Origin of the sequence: Weissella kandleri, assembly GCF_001438705.1 — a bacterium.
GTDB lineage: Bacteria > Bacillota > Bacilli > Lactobacillales > Lactobacillaceae > Weissella > Weissella kandleri.
In genome coordinates this window covers 167220-182087 of record NZ_JQBP01000001.1, presented here as the reverse complement: position 1 = coordinate 182087, position 14868 = coordinate 167220, and the positions used below count along the sequence as shown (strand labels likewise).

The window sequence follows — 14868 nt, the reverse complement described above, 5'->3', positions numbered from 1 at the left end:
GCGTTTATAACCAAATGAATAAATAAAGTAATACTGCTAGCAACCCGACCATCCAAAAGAGTCCATCGATTTGCCACTCATTCCAAGGATATTTGGGATTCATACGCCAACCACCTTTTTCAAAAGCATGATGAATCGGAGTCATCAAAAAGATCCGCTTACCACGCCAATGATAGCTACCAACTTGAATCATAACTGATAATGCTTCTAAAGCAAAAACTAATCCAATCACAACCAATGACCACTCAATCCCAAGCGTGAGCGAATTCATAGCTAATCCGGCCCCTAAAGCTAATGAGCCCGTGTCACCCATAAAGATTTTAGCGGGATTTTGGTTCCAAAAGAAGAAGCCTAACAACGCTCCAACCACTAAAGCATCTAAAGCCGCCACATCATAATTACCATATTGCAATGCAATGATCAAATACGCACTGTAGGCGATGACCGTCAACCCAGTCGCCAAACCGTCTAGACCATCGGAAAGGTTCACGGCGTTTGACCAACCGACTAGCCAGATAACCGTAAAGGTACCAAAGACAAAGATGTTTTCTAAATTAAAGAAGCCAAAATGCAAAATGTATTCAAAATCACCCATGAATAACAATGAAAAAGCAATTAAGGCCGCAATAATTTGGACTATCAATTTAGGCCAAAAGCGGAAACCTTCATCACGATGTTCAAAAATTTTCACACTATCGTCAAATCCACCGACAAACGCATATAGTAAAATTGCGACAATGATGGCCCAACTCGTTGGGTTCATGCCACCAAAAAAGAATTGTCTCACCAAAAAGGCGACAGTCACAACCGCAATAAAGCCGGCGCCTCCCATCGTAGGCGTCCCAGCTTTAGCTTGATGGTCTGGTCCCTTACCATTACTGCGCATCACTAATTGCTGTACCTTAATCTTCAAAAACCACTTTCGTAAGAGGCCTGTGACCACTAATGAAGTCACAAACGCCATAAGTAACTCAGGCATCCATTTATCAAACATTCTTTTTCTCCCTTATCTCCTCAATCTTTTCATTAATCAAAATTATCACTCAGATTATGGAATTTCATATTTAACCGTAATTTCATGAATTCCATCAGATAATGCCGTGTCCGGTAAGACTGATTGTTCCGTCAAATAACCTTCACCACTGGCATGAATTTTAATATCAACCATTTTACTCCAAGCTAAAACATCACGCTTCGACCAGCCATGCATATCTGGAACTTTAATATTACCACCAGTTTGTAAAAAGACGCGTTCGTTGGCCAAATTACTTTGGCCCCCTTCCGGGTATTGCCGCTTAACTAGCTTGCCATCACCAATCGTTTCGACTTGAAGATGGTTCGCTTCAATTTCAACCTTAGCCTTATTTACAGCCTCATTTGTTACAGTCGGTATTTTAATTTGTTGCCGATCACTGACCACTACTTTTTCGTCACCACTATTTAATTGCAAAGCTTGTTGCATCGTTGGGATGAAGACACCTGACATATCTTTAGCTAAATTATCAGTATGTGTCTGAGGTTCTTTCACCAAAATGTACATCATATACCGGGGCTTGTCGGAAGGTGCCATTCCCATCCACGAATGAATTTCGTTCCGATTATCACCAGGTTGTGAATATCCACTCGAAGTTGCAATTTGAGCTGTTCCAGACTTTCCAGTCGTCCGCACATCCGGAATCGCATACATTGATCCAAGTCCCTTAGGATTATAAATCACATTCTCTAACTCTCGTCGAGTGGCCGACGCCGTTGAAGCTTTAATAGGCTTACCGACTTTTTCCCGTTTAGCATTATAGATGACCTTTTTCGTATTCGGATCCACGATCTTAGAAATCACATGAGGCTTCAATTCATCCCCGTTCCCAGCAATCGCCGAATAGGCTTGTAGCATTTGAATTGGTGTAACCTGAATCCCTTGTCCAAAGGCCGTACTTGCTTGTTCAATCGGATAACGGAAATTCATCGATCCCGCGGCTTCTGACTTGAATCCGACATCAGTAGGTCGTAAGAATTTAAACCGGTCAATATACTTACCCCAAGTTTTAGCCCCCATCTTTTGTTCCGTCAAAACCATAGCCACATTGGAAGACTCAGCGATTCCATCTGAAAACGAAATCCGCCCCCAACCTTTTCCATTATTCCAATCCTTAACTAACTTATCACCGATTTGAATCTGTCCTGAATTATAAGTAGCATTACCATCCCAGTTATTCGTGTCAATCGCGGAAGCTAAGGTGATACCCTTCATAACAGATCCAGGTTCATACGGTTCCTGCGTTAAAATATTCGACCAAAAATTCCCGAATCCTTCATTAGTTGTTGCATTATAAGTGGGTCGTTGAGTCTCCGCTACAATATTACCATTCGTGGTGTCCACGATAGCTGCAAAGGATTGCTTCGGGTTTAAATCACTTTGCAATACATTCATCTTATCTTCCAAAGTTGATTGAAGCTTAATATTTAATGTTGTATAAATATCGCTACCGTTTTTAGCTTCCACCGCCTTTTCATTGGTATTCATTGAATTATTACGAATACTTAACGCACTGAGACCAGCTCGTTCTTGCAATTGCTTATCCCAAGAACCTTCAATTCCAGAAATTCCTTTGATATTATCAGATCCCTGCGCACTGACAGTTCCAATCAAATCTGAAGCAAATTGGCCATTTGGATAAAGTCGGGACGGATGAGCTTCATAAATAATCCCAGGAATCTTAGCCGCCTTCATCTTTTTATATTTATCTTGGCTAATATTAGCGCCCTTAGCCCCAAATTGCACCTGGAAATAATTCTGCTTTTGTCCGTTACGAATTACTTTTTGATAATTTTTTGCTTCGCCACCCAAAGCTTGCGCCAATTTTTCGCTTACCTCTTGAATTTGATCGGCTTTAACATATGAAGGTTGATCTTTTTGCAAAACTGCAATCACAGTATACACGGACGCGTTTTCCGCTAAAATGTTTCCTACTGAGTCATAAATTTGGCCTCGTTTTACGGAAGCCTGGCCTTGGTTTTGGTATAAATTCTGTGCCCGCTTTTCAAGATTGACTTGATCGACCGTTTTAGTTACCGAAATACTAAAAAAACGGTAGCTAATATACAGAACAATAACCGTCAAAACACACAAAATAATAATAATTGCGCCGTGAGACCGTTTTAAGTTCCTTTTATTTAACATCCGTTTGGTTTCCCTTAATTTATTTGACATTCTTAATATTTTGATTATTTAGCTTCATCCCCGACTTTTCCGCAATTTCATTTAAACGACCTTGACTAGTTAAATTACTAATTTGTTCTTTAGCATCGTTATTTTTATTGCGTAGATGATCTAATTCTGTCGCTTTTTGTTGTGAAATTTCATTGTACATCGTTGCTCGATTAGATAGCCACACACTACCTACCCCAAAAGCCATCATCACGATAATTGCCACAATCATGTGTCCTACTTCACGGCGCCAAGAAACTGGAGACAAATGAACAGTTTGTCGCGGTAGAGGTCGCTCTTTAGGTTGTGTCGGATTACTTTGAACCGGGCGTGCCTGCCGCTGTGCATTTTGTAACATTCATCTAGTTCCTTTCTCTTTAATTCAAGCTTTTATTTAATACGTTCAATCACTCTTAATTTAGCTGAATGCGCCCGATGATTAGCTGCTAATTCTTCATCACTTGCATAAATTGGCTTACGCGTCACTAATTTAAAATCAGGTAACATTTCTTCAGGAATCACCGGTAAGCCAGATGGCATCTCAGGCAAACTCGTCTTCTCTTTAAACATCGTCTTGACTAACCGGTCTTCTAAACTATGAAAAGTTATGACCGCGATGCGCCCATCAACATTCAATAAATCTAAAGCTTGTTGAAGCGACTCTTCCACCGCTCCTAATTCGTCATTCACCGCAATCCGGATGGCCTGGAATGATTTCTTAGCTGGGTGTCCACCCGTCCGCCGAGCTTTCATCGGAATTGCCGACTTAATAATATCAACCAATTCAAACGTGGTTTCAATCGGTGCTTCTTCACGCTGTCGCTCAATCGCACGGGCGATTGACTTAGCAAACTTTTCTTCTCCATAACGTGACAAAATACGCACTAAATCATTAAATGACCATTCGTTCACCACTGTCTTAGCGGTCAAAGTTTGACTTTGATTCATTCGCATATCCAAAATTGCATCATAATTATAAGAAAAACCGCGTTGACCATCATCAAATTGTGGAGAAGAAACTCCCAGATCATAAACAACTCCATCAATACCTGTCACGTTCCGTTCGGCTAAAGCCTTAGTCAAATGCCGAAAGTTATCTGGAATTAATTCAATTTTATCTGCCGCAATTTCTCCTTTTAGATGCTCTTGATTATAAGTAATAGATGTTTGATCTTGGTCAAAAGACCATAATTTACCACTCTCTAAGCGACTAGCCAATAGTTTAGAATGACCACCGCCACCTAAAGTTGCGTCAACATAAGTGCCGGCTGGCTGTACTGCTAAACTATCAATTGCTTCTTGTAATAATACGGTGACATGTTTAAATTCTGTCATTATTTCTCCACCTTTAAACTTCAAAACCTAAATCAGCCAAATCAGCTGAAATTTCATCAAAGTTTTCCGTTACTTCAGTATTGTATGCCGCAAACTTAGCCGCATCCCATATTTCAAATTCTTGTTCACCGTATCCAATAATCACGACGTCTTTATCCAAACCCGCATGCTCTTTGAGCACTACTGGGATGACAACCCGTCCTTGCTTATCAAACTCAGCTTCCGTGGCCCCTGCCAAAATCGCCCGTTTATATTGGCGTACTTTAGGATTATTTGAGGGCAACTGGTTTAACTTAGCTTCAAATTGTTCCCAACCAGCTTCCGTATAGGCATGTAACGAATTTTCATTCCCTTTCGTTATGACAAAACCGTCACCTAATTGGTTTCGAAATTTAGCAGGAATAATTAAGCGGTTCTTAGTATCTAAGGTATGTTGATACGATCCCATGAACATAAAAGATTCCTCCTTTCGTAAACCTTGATCAGCGTAGTATATGAACAATTTATTATGTATAATTTACCACTTTCTACCACCTAATACCACTAACCCCCACCATTTTCTCCCACGCTCCCATTTTTAGGCACAAAAAAAGCGCGTAATGACGCGCTTACTTTTTTATTCCGCAAAAGTTAAAAAAAGTTTAAGAATTGCATTTTTCTTTAAAAATTAATTATTTTAGTATAAAAGTGTTTGTTTATTACTGTCCGGCTTTTACATGTTACTAACTAAAAATCAGTTTAAACATCTTTAATTCCACCATCAATCGGAATTTGTTTTTCAATATCAACATCATCCTCTTGTCCTGCTGTATAGGAAAAAATACTCAAAACAAAATATAAAACTGCAAAGGCATACCCATAAATTGCCGGAACGTAACCTAACCAAACTGAAACTAGAAAAATTAAAGGCCAAACAATTAATAGATACCAAAATGACCCGTTTTTCCGCAAAAAGCTTCCAGCATAGACACTAAAAATACTGTTTAGTATAAAAAGTGAAATAATCACACTATATGGTTGAACTGATGAGCCACCTTGCTTAAACACCCAAGGGATTAAAAGGCCAAAGATTAACATCATGCCCCAAAACTTCCAATTAAGAACTTTTCTTAATTCACGCATCATGATCTCCTTTTTAATTCATTAATAATTCTGTCGCATAACTCACCGCGCTCAATAAATATAACGGCGCCGTTTCAGCCCGTAAAATACGTGGTCCTAAGCCCGCGGCTGTAAAGCCATTTTCCTGCAACCACGCTAACTCTTCGCCCGATAATCCGCCTTCAGGTCCAATCACCGCCGTTAACTGGCCTGAAGAAATCGATGCTTCAATCATTTGTACAAATTGTCGCTTTTCGCCTTGCTTAGCTGACTCTTCCCAAGCAACCATCCGCACAGCTTGGTCATCAACTGGCACTTGTTTTAAATTAGCATAATATTCTACCGTTGGTACAACTAACCGATGGCTTTGTTCAGCCGCTCCTTCGGCAATTTTATGCAACCGTACCAATTTACGCTCTACTTTACTTCCCCAATGGACGACTGACCATTGCGTTTCCGTAAAGATTAACCTTTGCACGCCTAATTCCGTCGCTTTTTGGACCACTAATTCAGGTTTATCACCCTTGGCTAAGCCTAAAATTAGAGTCACCGCTATCGGCAACTCTAATTGAGTAGCATCTGAAGATAAAGACTTTTTTATTTTAACCATCGTATTGGTTGGTGTCACTTCAACAACTTCAGCTAAATATAAATGTTGTTGATTATCAACCAATTCTAATTTAGTACCTACCTGCCCTCTTAACACCGTCATTAAATGATGGCGATTTTTTTCGTCTAATGGAAATGGTTCACTTTGGGCCGTTTGATTTAAAAAATACCGTTGCATATTAACGCTCCGCTTCTGGTTTTAGCCGACAAATAATCCCGTACCAATCTCCTCGATGCAGGGTTTCTTCAACCTGATAATTGGCTTGATGCAATGCTTCTATAATCGCGTTAATTTTGTCATAGTAAATTCCTGATAACAAGAAATAACCAGCTGGGTTTAAGTAATTTTCAACATCAGGGATAAGTGGTAACAAGACTTCCGTCAACATGTTGGCGACTACAATCTCAAATTGCTGGGCGGGAACATCCTGTAATAAATCGCTCGCAAAGACCTGCACATCTTGTGCAACAGGATTCAAATCTAAATTCGTTTGGGCAGACTTAACGGCGACTTCGTCAATATCAGTAGCCACTACGTCTTTAACCCCCATTAATTTAGCGGCAATACTCAAAACGCCTGAACCCGTCCCTACGTCTAGTAACCTTTCATCTCCCCGCACAACAATCTCTAATGCTTGCAACATTAATTGTGTTGTGGGGTGCGTCCCAGTTCCAAAAGCCAGACCAGGATCTAGAATAATCTGCTGCTCTAAAGGATTTTCCGGTTGATACTGTTCCCATTTAGGAACAACCGACAATTGGCGCGTTACCCGCACTGGACGATAATATTTTTGCCATTCAGTCGCCCAGTCTTCATCTTTAACCAATTGCACCGTCACCGTACCGGGGTGCGGATCTAAACCAAATGTCGTTAAATTTTGCACCCGGCTTTGAATATCCAACGCCAATTCATGAACAGGAACGCTTTGTTCAAAATAACCGATAATTTTCGCTCCGGACGCTCGATGGTCCACCGTTGACCAATCAATCATCACCGTTGCATCATTAGGTTGGAAATTTTCGACATCGGCTGCATCTTCAATCTGAATACCTTCCGCCCCAGCTTCCATTAAAATATTACTGACCGCTTCTACTGCTTCGGTTTGACTTTCAACCGCAATCGTATGCCAATTCATTCAAACAACCACCTTTATTATTAATTATGTCTAAGAATACCATATTCGTTTAGGGCGTCGCAATCATCTTACTCCATTTGATAACAAAAAAACCGCCGAAGCAGCTCAAACTTTTAATTTACTTTTTTTGCGTCAATGCGCCTAAATCAATTTCTTCTAACGCCCGAACATGTGAATGGTGCCGCCACTTATAGCCAAAATAAAAAATGAAGAATAATGGAATTGCCATATAAGTGGTAATAATTCCTTCCCAATTCCATTGCGAAATTGACCCTCGGAAAGCCGCCAAATCTTGCCCCAACACTACTACAATACTCAAAGCCAAAGCTAATAGCGGACCAACTGGGAACCATTTAGCGTGATACTTCAAATTTTGCGTTGAATAACCTTGCTTAACCAGTGCGCGCCGGAAACGATAATGGGACAAGGCAATTCCCATCCAAGCAATGAATCCCGACAAACCAGAGGCTGCCACCAAATAGTAATAAACATGTGGACCTAAAATGGCCGTCAAAAATGTCAGTAATCCTACAAAAACAGTAGCTAACACCGCTGGAACTGGAACCCCCGTTCGGTTATTGACTTTCCCAAAAATTTTAGGTGCTAAGCCGGTTTCACCCATCGACCATAACATACGTGAAGAAGCATAAACTCCTGAATTTGCCGAAGAAATGACTGCGGTCAAAATCACCGCATTCATCAATGATGCCGCTGCCGCAAACCCTGCGCGCTTAAAGACCAAAGTAAATGGTGATACGGCAACATTATTTTCTGATGCGTTTAACAGATTTGGATCTTTATAGTAGATAATTGCCCCAATGATAAAGATTGAACAGATATAAAAGAGAAGAATCCGCCAAAAAACTTGGCGAATAGATTTAGGAATTGATTCGCTTGGGTTTTCTGACTCACCTGCTGCAATCCCAATTAATTCTGTCCCTTGAAAAGAAAAGCCAGCAACCATGAAGACAGCTAGGATTCCATTAATTCCGCCGACAAAACCATGATGCCCCCCCGCACTCAAATTACGCACAACATCTGGTTGATACGTAAAGGCACCAAAAATCATCAAAACGCCAATGGCTAGGAAGGCTAGCACGGCAATCACTTTCACCATGGACATCCAAAATTCAGTTTCTCCATACGTTTTAGCCGACATTAAATTAATCGCGGTAATCAAGGTCAACACTAATGCCGACCAAATCCATGTCGGAATATTGGGATACCAAAAGCTCATGACTACCCCCACCGTTGAGGCTTCGACGGCTACCGTAATTGCCCAGTTAAACCAATAATTCCAGCCCATTGCAAAGCCAAAAGCGGGTTCAACATAATCATTAGCATAGACGGAAAACGAGCCCGATACCGGATTATTAGTGGCCATTTCACCTAAAGAGGTCATCAAAAAGAAAACCATCATCCCCATTACAGCATAAGCCACCAACGCGCCCATTGGCCCTGCTTGTGAGATTGTCGCACCAGACGTCACAAACAATCCAGTCCCCAACGTTCCCCCTAACGAAATCATGGCTAAATGCCGCGTTTTCATCGTTCGCTTTAGCTTTCCCCCGCCTTGATCAGCATTTTGTTCCATTTGATTTCCTCCCTTGCGGATTATCACATTGTCTCATCAAATTAATAAATAAAAAACGCGACCTGAAAACACACAGGCCGCGGACTAAAAATGTCGAAATCATTTTATCGATAGCGCTCCGCAATGTGTTTCATTACGACAATCCAACCGTTATTGGCGTCTGGACCAACAAAAAGATATATCTATCCCCTTGTTTCGGCAATGTTCCCTTTCACTGGCTTTCTCGTCTATCGACTCCACCAGCTAATCTTGTTCACTGCGACCTCTATTCTTTATTTATTAGAATTTAATTATAATAATATATTGACTAACTGTCAAGACAATAATCCATTTCATCCATATTTATTACTACAATATCCATGGTTTTATACCCAACTCTTGTATTTTTCGGAATCTGAATTTGATTAAGCTGCTTTTACCCCAAATAAAATAGCAATCAACAAGATCACCAAGACAATACTCGTGATTAAGACATACCGCCAATCTTTAACTTGCGCAAAGACAAAGATGGAACTAATCACTCGTAAAACAGGGGTTAAGATCAAAGTCAACATCCCGCCCATAAACCAGGCGTTGGGTTGTAACCGCAACATTCCTTGGATCAAGCTGTGCAAGCTAAGATAATTAAAGTATGGCATAACCGCATTCCGATTTTTAAACACTAACAAAACTGCCCCCACCGCCATTAATACCAAAGAGATTGCAACTCCAAAGCGTAAAATTTTCCCAATTAAAATATCTAAGCGTTCGATTTCATCCTTCATTAATCTAAACCTAACCCTTTCAAAATCAATTGCAATGCCATCAACAAAACGACTGGAATAAAGATTTGTCGAATTCTTTTCGCTGGCAAATATTGCATCAAGCGCGCACCCACTGACGATCCACCAATAATTCCAATTGCAATCGGTACTGCAATAACTGGCTGAAGCATCCCGCTAAAGAAATAGATAACAGCTGAAGCCGCAGCAGTTACCCCCATCATCAAATTTGAAGTTGATGTTGAAGGCTTCAAAGGCATTTTCATAACACCATCCATCGCCATCACCTTAAACGCTCCAGAACCAATTCCTAACAACCCTGAAGCAATTCCCGCTCCAAACATAACCGCTGAACCACCAGGTATATTTTGTAAATGATATATCACTTGTTTTCCTAGATTTTTATCATAATAAGAATTGTCTAACTGAAGCTTTTCAGCAAGCGGATCAGGTTGAACTGCTGCTGAATCCACGGCTGGGTGAAATAATTTACGCCACATATTCCAAGCCTGAAATACCAACAAGGCCCCAAATAAGAAATACAATACCGTCCCGTCAACGATGCCAGTTAACATGGCTCCAATCAACGCTCCCAAAGTCGTAAAGATTTCCAAGAACATCGCAACTCGCAAATTCAAAACATCATCTTTCAAAAAAGCGATTGCTGAACCCGAAGAAGTCGCAATTACCGCAACAATTGAAGCAGCAATCGCATATTTAATATCAATCCCCATTAACGTTAAAACGGGGGTAATAATAATTCCACCACCTAGACCTAATATCGAGCCTAACAAACCGGCAAAGACTCCAACTACTAACATAATGACTGCTTGTGTTATCATTTTTATCTCCTATTCCTTAATTTATGCAAATAAAAAGTCGATAAAAATCGACCCTTTGTAGAAAATAAGCTATTGTTAATTAACTTATTTTTTATTTTTAATTATTTAGGAATTGCAACTGATACCATTGGAATATTGTTAAAATCAGTTGAAGGTTTAATATAAATCTTCTTTGACAAACCATAATCATTAGCTTCAACGGAGCTAACTTCACCAACATAAAGGCCAGCTGGCGTTACTCCGCCCAATCCTGAGGTAGCAACTTTATCACCTGGTTTAATATCTGCATCCGAAGTGACATATTCCATCAAAATTTTATTTTTACCTTGGTCAAAGCCGGTAATCAAACCATCAACGAATTTATTATCGTCGGCAACAATTCGAATGGCAAACCGATCGGCCGTTTGACTATTATCGGATAGCAATTCAACCTTCGAGCTGGTAGTATCAACTCTTGAAATACGACCAATTAAGCCACCCGAACCCATCACTGGCATATTTTTCTTAATTCCAGCGTTTGAGCCTTGGTTAATAATCAACTGTGATTGCCAATTAACTGGTGAACGTGAAATCACAGAAGCATTCACAACGGAATAATCGGTTAGCGTATCATCCAGTTTTAATTGTTCCTTTAAATCTTTATTTTCAGCTTTAGTTACCTGTAATTGTACTTTCGCTTGCGCCAATTCATCCACTTTAGAATTCATTTGTTGATTTTCTTGGTACGTGCTCATTAAGTTACCAACGCTATCAAAACCGTGACTAACACCACCTAATGGTATAGCGGCCACGTTTGAGATCCATCCCGTAATGTCATTGACAATTCGGTTAGGTAACGAAGGACTTTTATCTGAACGCAATGAATATGAGCTTAACGTCAGGACCCCAACGGTAATCATTGCAATAAACACCCCAACGACCAATCGACGTGCAGTAAATACTTTTTTCATATTAAATGCCCTTACCAGCCTTTACGTCCAACCAAATTTTAGCTTATCTCTAATAGTTGTTTTTCAATACTTCAATTGACTTCAATGCTTCGCCAGTTCCAACTGCGACGGCTTCAAGTGGGTCTGAGGCCACAAAGACTGGCACCTTGGTTTGTTCTGAAATAGTTGTATCGATATGTTTCAACAAAGCACCACCACCCGTCAAAACAATTCCATGGTCAATAATATCAGCCGCAATTTCTGGAGAAGTTTCTTCCAAAGTTTCTTTAATCGCCGTTACGATATCTGCGATGACATCACGCATTGCCGTTGCCACATCAACAGCGGTAACTTCGATCGTCTTTGGCAATCCGGTGACCAAATCACGTCCTCGAATATTACTTGAAGGCATCTCTTTTGCTACCTCAATATCAGCCGAACCAATTTCAATCTTTAGGCGTTCAGCAGTTTGCTCACCAATTAATACAGAATATTTTTGACGAATGTAAGTTGAAACTGCTTCATCTAATCGATCGCCAGCCATTCGAATTGACCGTGATGATACAATTCCACCTAATGAAATAGTCGCAACATCAGTAGTTCCCCCACCCATATCGACAACCATCGATCCCGTTGGCTCCATTACCGGCAAACCAGCTCCGACCGCAGCGGCATAAGGCTCTTCAATTACATAAGCATCCTTAGCGCCAGCCACCCGTGCCGCATCAATAACTGCGCGCTTTTCCACGGCAGTTACCCCAGAAGGCACACCAATCGTCACGTAAGGTTTTCCTCCATGGCCGGCCAAAGCAGTTCCTAAATAATGCTTTAACATTTCAACCGTTGTATCATAATCTGCAATCACCCCATCACGCATTGGGCGAATTGCTTTGATTGAACCAGGAGTTCGTCCTAACATATCTTTAGCAACTGCACCTACAGCTACAACCTGGTTTGTTTCTTTATTCCTGGCTACCACCGTGGGTTCGCGTAGCACAATACCTTTACCCTCGATGTAGACAAGTGTATTTGCAGTCCCTAAATCAATTCCTACATTTCGAGTTCCAAATGAAAACACAGCACTCACCCACTTTTCTTATATTTATTTCTATAATCACTAATAACTTAAATTTTAGCATAATAGTTCGTGTAAATGCAATGTCTGAAAACGCATTCATTCTCGAATTTTGTATCTTTTTTCGACCTATTGTTTTTTCAATATTCCCTGTTCGTGAAAACTATAATGATCGTGGGCGGTTAATATCCAAAAATCGCAAAGATGAATTTGCATAATTTCACCACAAACCATCAATTGACGTGCTACTCTTAAATCCGCCATTGAAGGTGTCTTATTTCCGCTGGGGTGGTTATGCAAAATAATAAAGCAATAAGCATTAATAGCCACTGCGCCCCGAAAAACATCGCGTGGGTGGACGGTAACATGTGTTAAATCGCCCCGCGCAATTAACTGTCGTCCCAATACATTCATTTGTGAATTTAAAAATATAATCCAACATTCTTCTTGGGGATAATAACCAAGTTGCTTTTGATATTCCTCAATAAGGTGCTCAGTCCTAGTCATTTGAAATCCTCCATAATTGAGTGGTCTTACTAAATAAGAACCTTTTTCTTACTTAATACCACAAATTAATTTTTGATCATCATCTGAGACCTCTAACTAAAAAGCCAGAAATTGCGGTGTACCCAAAAAGTTACAGTAACTTTCAGGATACACCGCAAATACTTCTGGCTTATTTTTATCAAGTAATTTCAAACTGAACATCAAAGTCTTGGCTCAGCAACCTCTCCCATCTTTTTGTTAATAACTAATTTATTCCTAACCGCGTCCGATTAATTTTTTTAAGAACCGATAGACCCGATAACGCGTTGGTAAGACCGGCATCTCAAAGCTTCCCAGCATCAACTGAGCATAACCACCAAACCGCGTTTTAAATTCAAATACACCATCAGATCCATCAAATTTACCAGCAATTCCCAAGAAATTATATAGTGGAATTTGACGCCGGATTCCTTCGCGAATCATGTAATCTTGAATTGATTGAGGGCCATAAAAGTCGGCGTACTCTTGATATGATCCGCCGAAAAGATAACTAACTTCTTGCGGAGTAATAATGAACATTGCAGCTGATAATATAGCGACATCATTGGCACTATCGGCTAACATCTTTCTCGCCGTCGCCACCCTTTTGTGTAACGATTTAATCTGATTATCTAAATTAAGAACCTGTTTTTCATTATCTTTTTTTAGAGCTAATTTATCACGCTTATTTTGCACAGTTTGTAATTCTTGTTCTACTTTCGCCAAATAATCTCTTAAATTCACTTCTGCAACCATAAAATAAGCATCATCTTTATAAATATCATAAGCATGTTCATAGTACGTTAATGACTTATTATGAAATCCGCGACGATTACTGGTGTCTTCTGTAATTTGATGAAACATTGGTAATTCATCACGTTGAAGTGAACGGACTGTAACACCATATTTACGGGCTTTCTTAACATTTTTTTGCACTTGTGAATGGTAAGACTTCATGACATTATCTTCTGTCAAGCCTTGCAAATCTTTAACATATTGCCAGCTGGCCACTCCATCGGTTGTCATTCCGTTCTGAAAGGGTTGATGCTTAAGCCCAGCATTTTCATACAAAGCTATTAAATCATCATTAGGTTCACTCAAAGCTTCTCCATGATTATCAAAATTTTGATAATACATATCCGGCGTCATTTTTAAAAACAACCCATTTCGTTGTTTGGCATAATCAAGTAGACTCTGCACAAAGAAATTTAATACATCGGCATTATAGTTAATCGCAACTGGTCCATAATCCATCAAAAAGGCTTGTCCCATTTTGACATGTGCCCAAGTAATAAGCCCACCCATCAAAATATCATTAGTATTTTCATCTAAAACTGCTAAAATTTTAACATTACGTTGGGCTTTTTCATGGATTTTATATTGTCCCACAGATTGGGCAAAATTTCCGCGTGGGCTAGCATCAACGAAATTCTGCCATGCATCTTGCCGATCGCTTATGTCTGCAAAAATCATTATTATTCCCCCTTGGTTCCTATCGCTTCTGTAACATATGTAGCCACCATTATACCAAATCAAGTGTATTGGTAAGCAATTTAAATACTATTTTAAAAATTACTTACTAATTCGTGTTTAACTACCGAATCCTATTATATTCTTAATGTTTCAATTTGGTAACAATCTAGACGATGAATTTTATTTATGCTAAACTTTAATTTATATTTTAAGCCGTTGTGGCGGAATTGGTAGACGCGCATCGTTCAGGTCGATGTGAGATTAATCTCGTGCAGGTTCGATT

General features: G+C 39.9%; 15 protein-coding genes and 1 riboswitch. All 15 genes read right to left on the bottom strand.

What is annotated here, in order from left to right; translation table 11 throughout:
- Positions 1-4 precede the first annotated feature (4 nt).
- Complete coding sequence (gene mraY, locus IV73_RS00985; RefSeq protein ID WP_057753535.1) at positions 5-994, bottom strand: phospho-N-acetylmuramoyl-pentapeptide-transferase; 990 nt, start codon at positions 992-994, stop codon at positions 5-7.
- A gap of 54 nt (positions 995-1048) precedes the next feature.
- On the bottom strand, positions 1049-3178 hold the full coding sequence (locus IV73_RS00980; RefSeq protein ID WP_057753531.1) for a penicillin-binding transpeptidase domain-containing protein: 2130 nt from the start codon (positions 3176-3178) through the stop codon (positions 1049-1051).
- Between the two features lie 19 nt (positions 3179-3197).
- Complete coding sequence (gene ftsL, locus IV73_RS00975; RefSeq protein WP_057753528.1) at positions 3198-3563, bottom strand: cell division protein FtsL; 366 nt, start codon at positions 3561-3563, stop codon at positions 3198-3200.
- Positions 3564-3595: 32 nt separating this feature from the next.
- Positions 3596-4540 carry a 16S rRNA (cytosine(1402)-N(4))-methyltransferase RsmH gene (rsmH, locus tag IV73_RS00970; protein WP_057753525.1) on the bottom strand — a complete coding sequence of 315 codons (945 nt, stop codon included), beginning with the start codon at positions 4538-4540 and terminating at the stop codon, positions 3596-3598.
- Positions 4541-4553: 13 nt separating this feature from the next.
- Complete coding sequence (mraZ, locus tag IV73_RS00965; RefSeq protein WP_057753522.1) at positions 4554-4994, bottom strand: division/cell wall cluster transcriptional repressor MraZ; 441 nt, start codon at positions 4992-4994, stop codon at positions 4554-4556.
- A gap of 284 nt (positions 4995-5278) precedes the next feature.
- Entirely contained in the window at positions 5279-5662 is a 384-nt protein-coding gene (locus IV73_RS00960; RefSeq protein WP_057753519.1) for a hypothetical protein, read from the bottom strand.
- Positions 5663-5675: 13 nt separating this feature from the next.
- Complete coding sequence (locus tag IV73_RS00955; protein ID WP_057753516.1) at positions 5676-6428, bottom strand: RsmE family RNA methyltransferase; 753 nt, start codon at positions 6426-6428, stop codon at positions 5676-5678.
- Between the two features lies 1 nt (position 6429).
- Positions 6430-7386: a 50S ribosomal protein L11 methyltransferase gene (gene prmA / locus IV73_RS00950; protein WP_057753513.1), complete on the bottom strand. Its 957-nt coding sequence runs from the start codon at positions 7384-7386 to the stop codon at positions 6430-6432.
- A gap of 118 nt (positions 7387-7504) precedes the next feature.
- Positions 7505-8980 carry an amino acid permease gene (locus tag IV73_RS00945; protein ID WP_057753510.1) on the bottom strand — a complete coding sequence of 492 codons (1476 nt, stop codon included), beginning with the start codon at positions 8978-8980 and terminating at the stop codon, positions 7505-7507.
- 103 nt (positions 8981-9083) lie between these two features.
- Positions 9084-9256: riboswitch (Lysine riboswitch) on the bottom strand.
- A 128-nt stretch (positions 9257-9384) separates the two neighbouring features.
- Positions 9385-9744, bottom strand: coding sequence for a DUF1634 domain-containing protein (locus IV73_RS00940; RefSeq protein WP_057753507.1), 360 nt, complete (start codon positions 9742-9744; stop codon positions 9385-9387).
- Complete coding sequence (locus IV73_RS00935) at positions 9744-10583, bottom strand: sulfite exporter TauE/SafE family protein (protein ID WP_057753504.1); 840 nt, start codon at positions 10581-10583, stop codon at positions 9744-9746. The genes IV73_RS00940 and IV73_RS00935 overlap by 1 nt, the downstream gene beginning before the upstream one ends.
- Positions 10584-10684: 101 nt before the next feature.
- A complete protein-coding gene (gene mreC / locus IV73_RS00930) occupies positions 10685-11533 on the bottom strand; it encodes a rod shape-determining protein MreC (protein ID WP_057753501.1) in 849 nt (282 codons plus the stop codon).
- 49 nt (positions 11534-11582) lie between these two features.
- Positions 11583-12590, bottom strand: coding sequence for a rod shape-determining protein (locus tag IV73_RS00925; RefSeq protein ID WP_057753906.1), 1008 nt, complete (start codon positions 12588-12590; stop codon positions 11583-11585).
- A gap of 126 nt (positions 12591-12716) precedes the next feature.
- Complete coding sequence (locus tag IV73_RS00920) at positions 12717-13094, bottom strand: JAB domain-containing protein (RefSeq protein ID WP_057753498.1); 378 nt, start codon at positions 13092-13094, stop codon at positions 12717-12719.
- A gap of 255 nt (positions 13095-13349) precedes the next feature.
- Complete coding sequence (locus IV73_RS00915; RefSeq protein ID WP_057753496.1) at positions 13350-14585, bottom strand: peptidoglycan bridge formation glycyltransferase FemA/FemB family protein; 1236 nt, start codon at positions 14583-14585, stop codon at positions 13350-13352.
- Positions 14586-14868 lie beyond the last annotated feature (283 nt).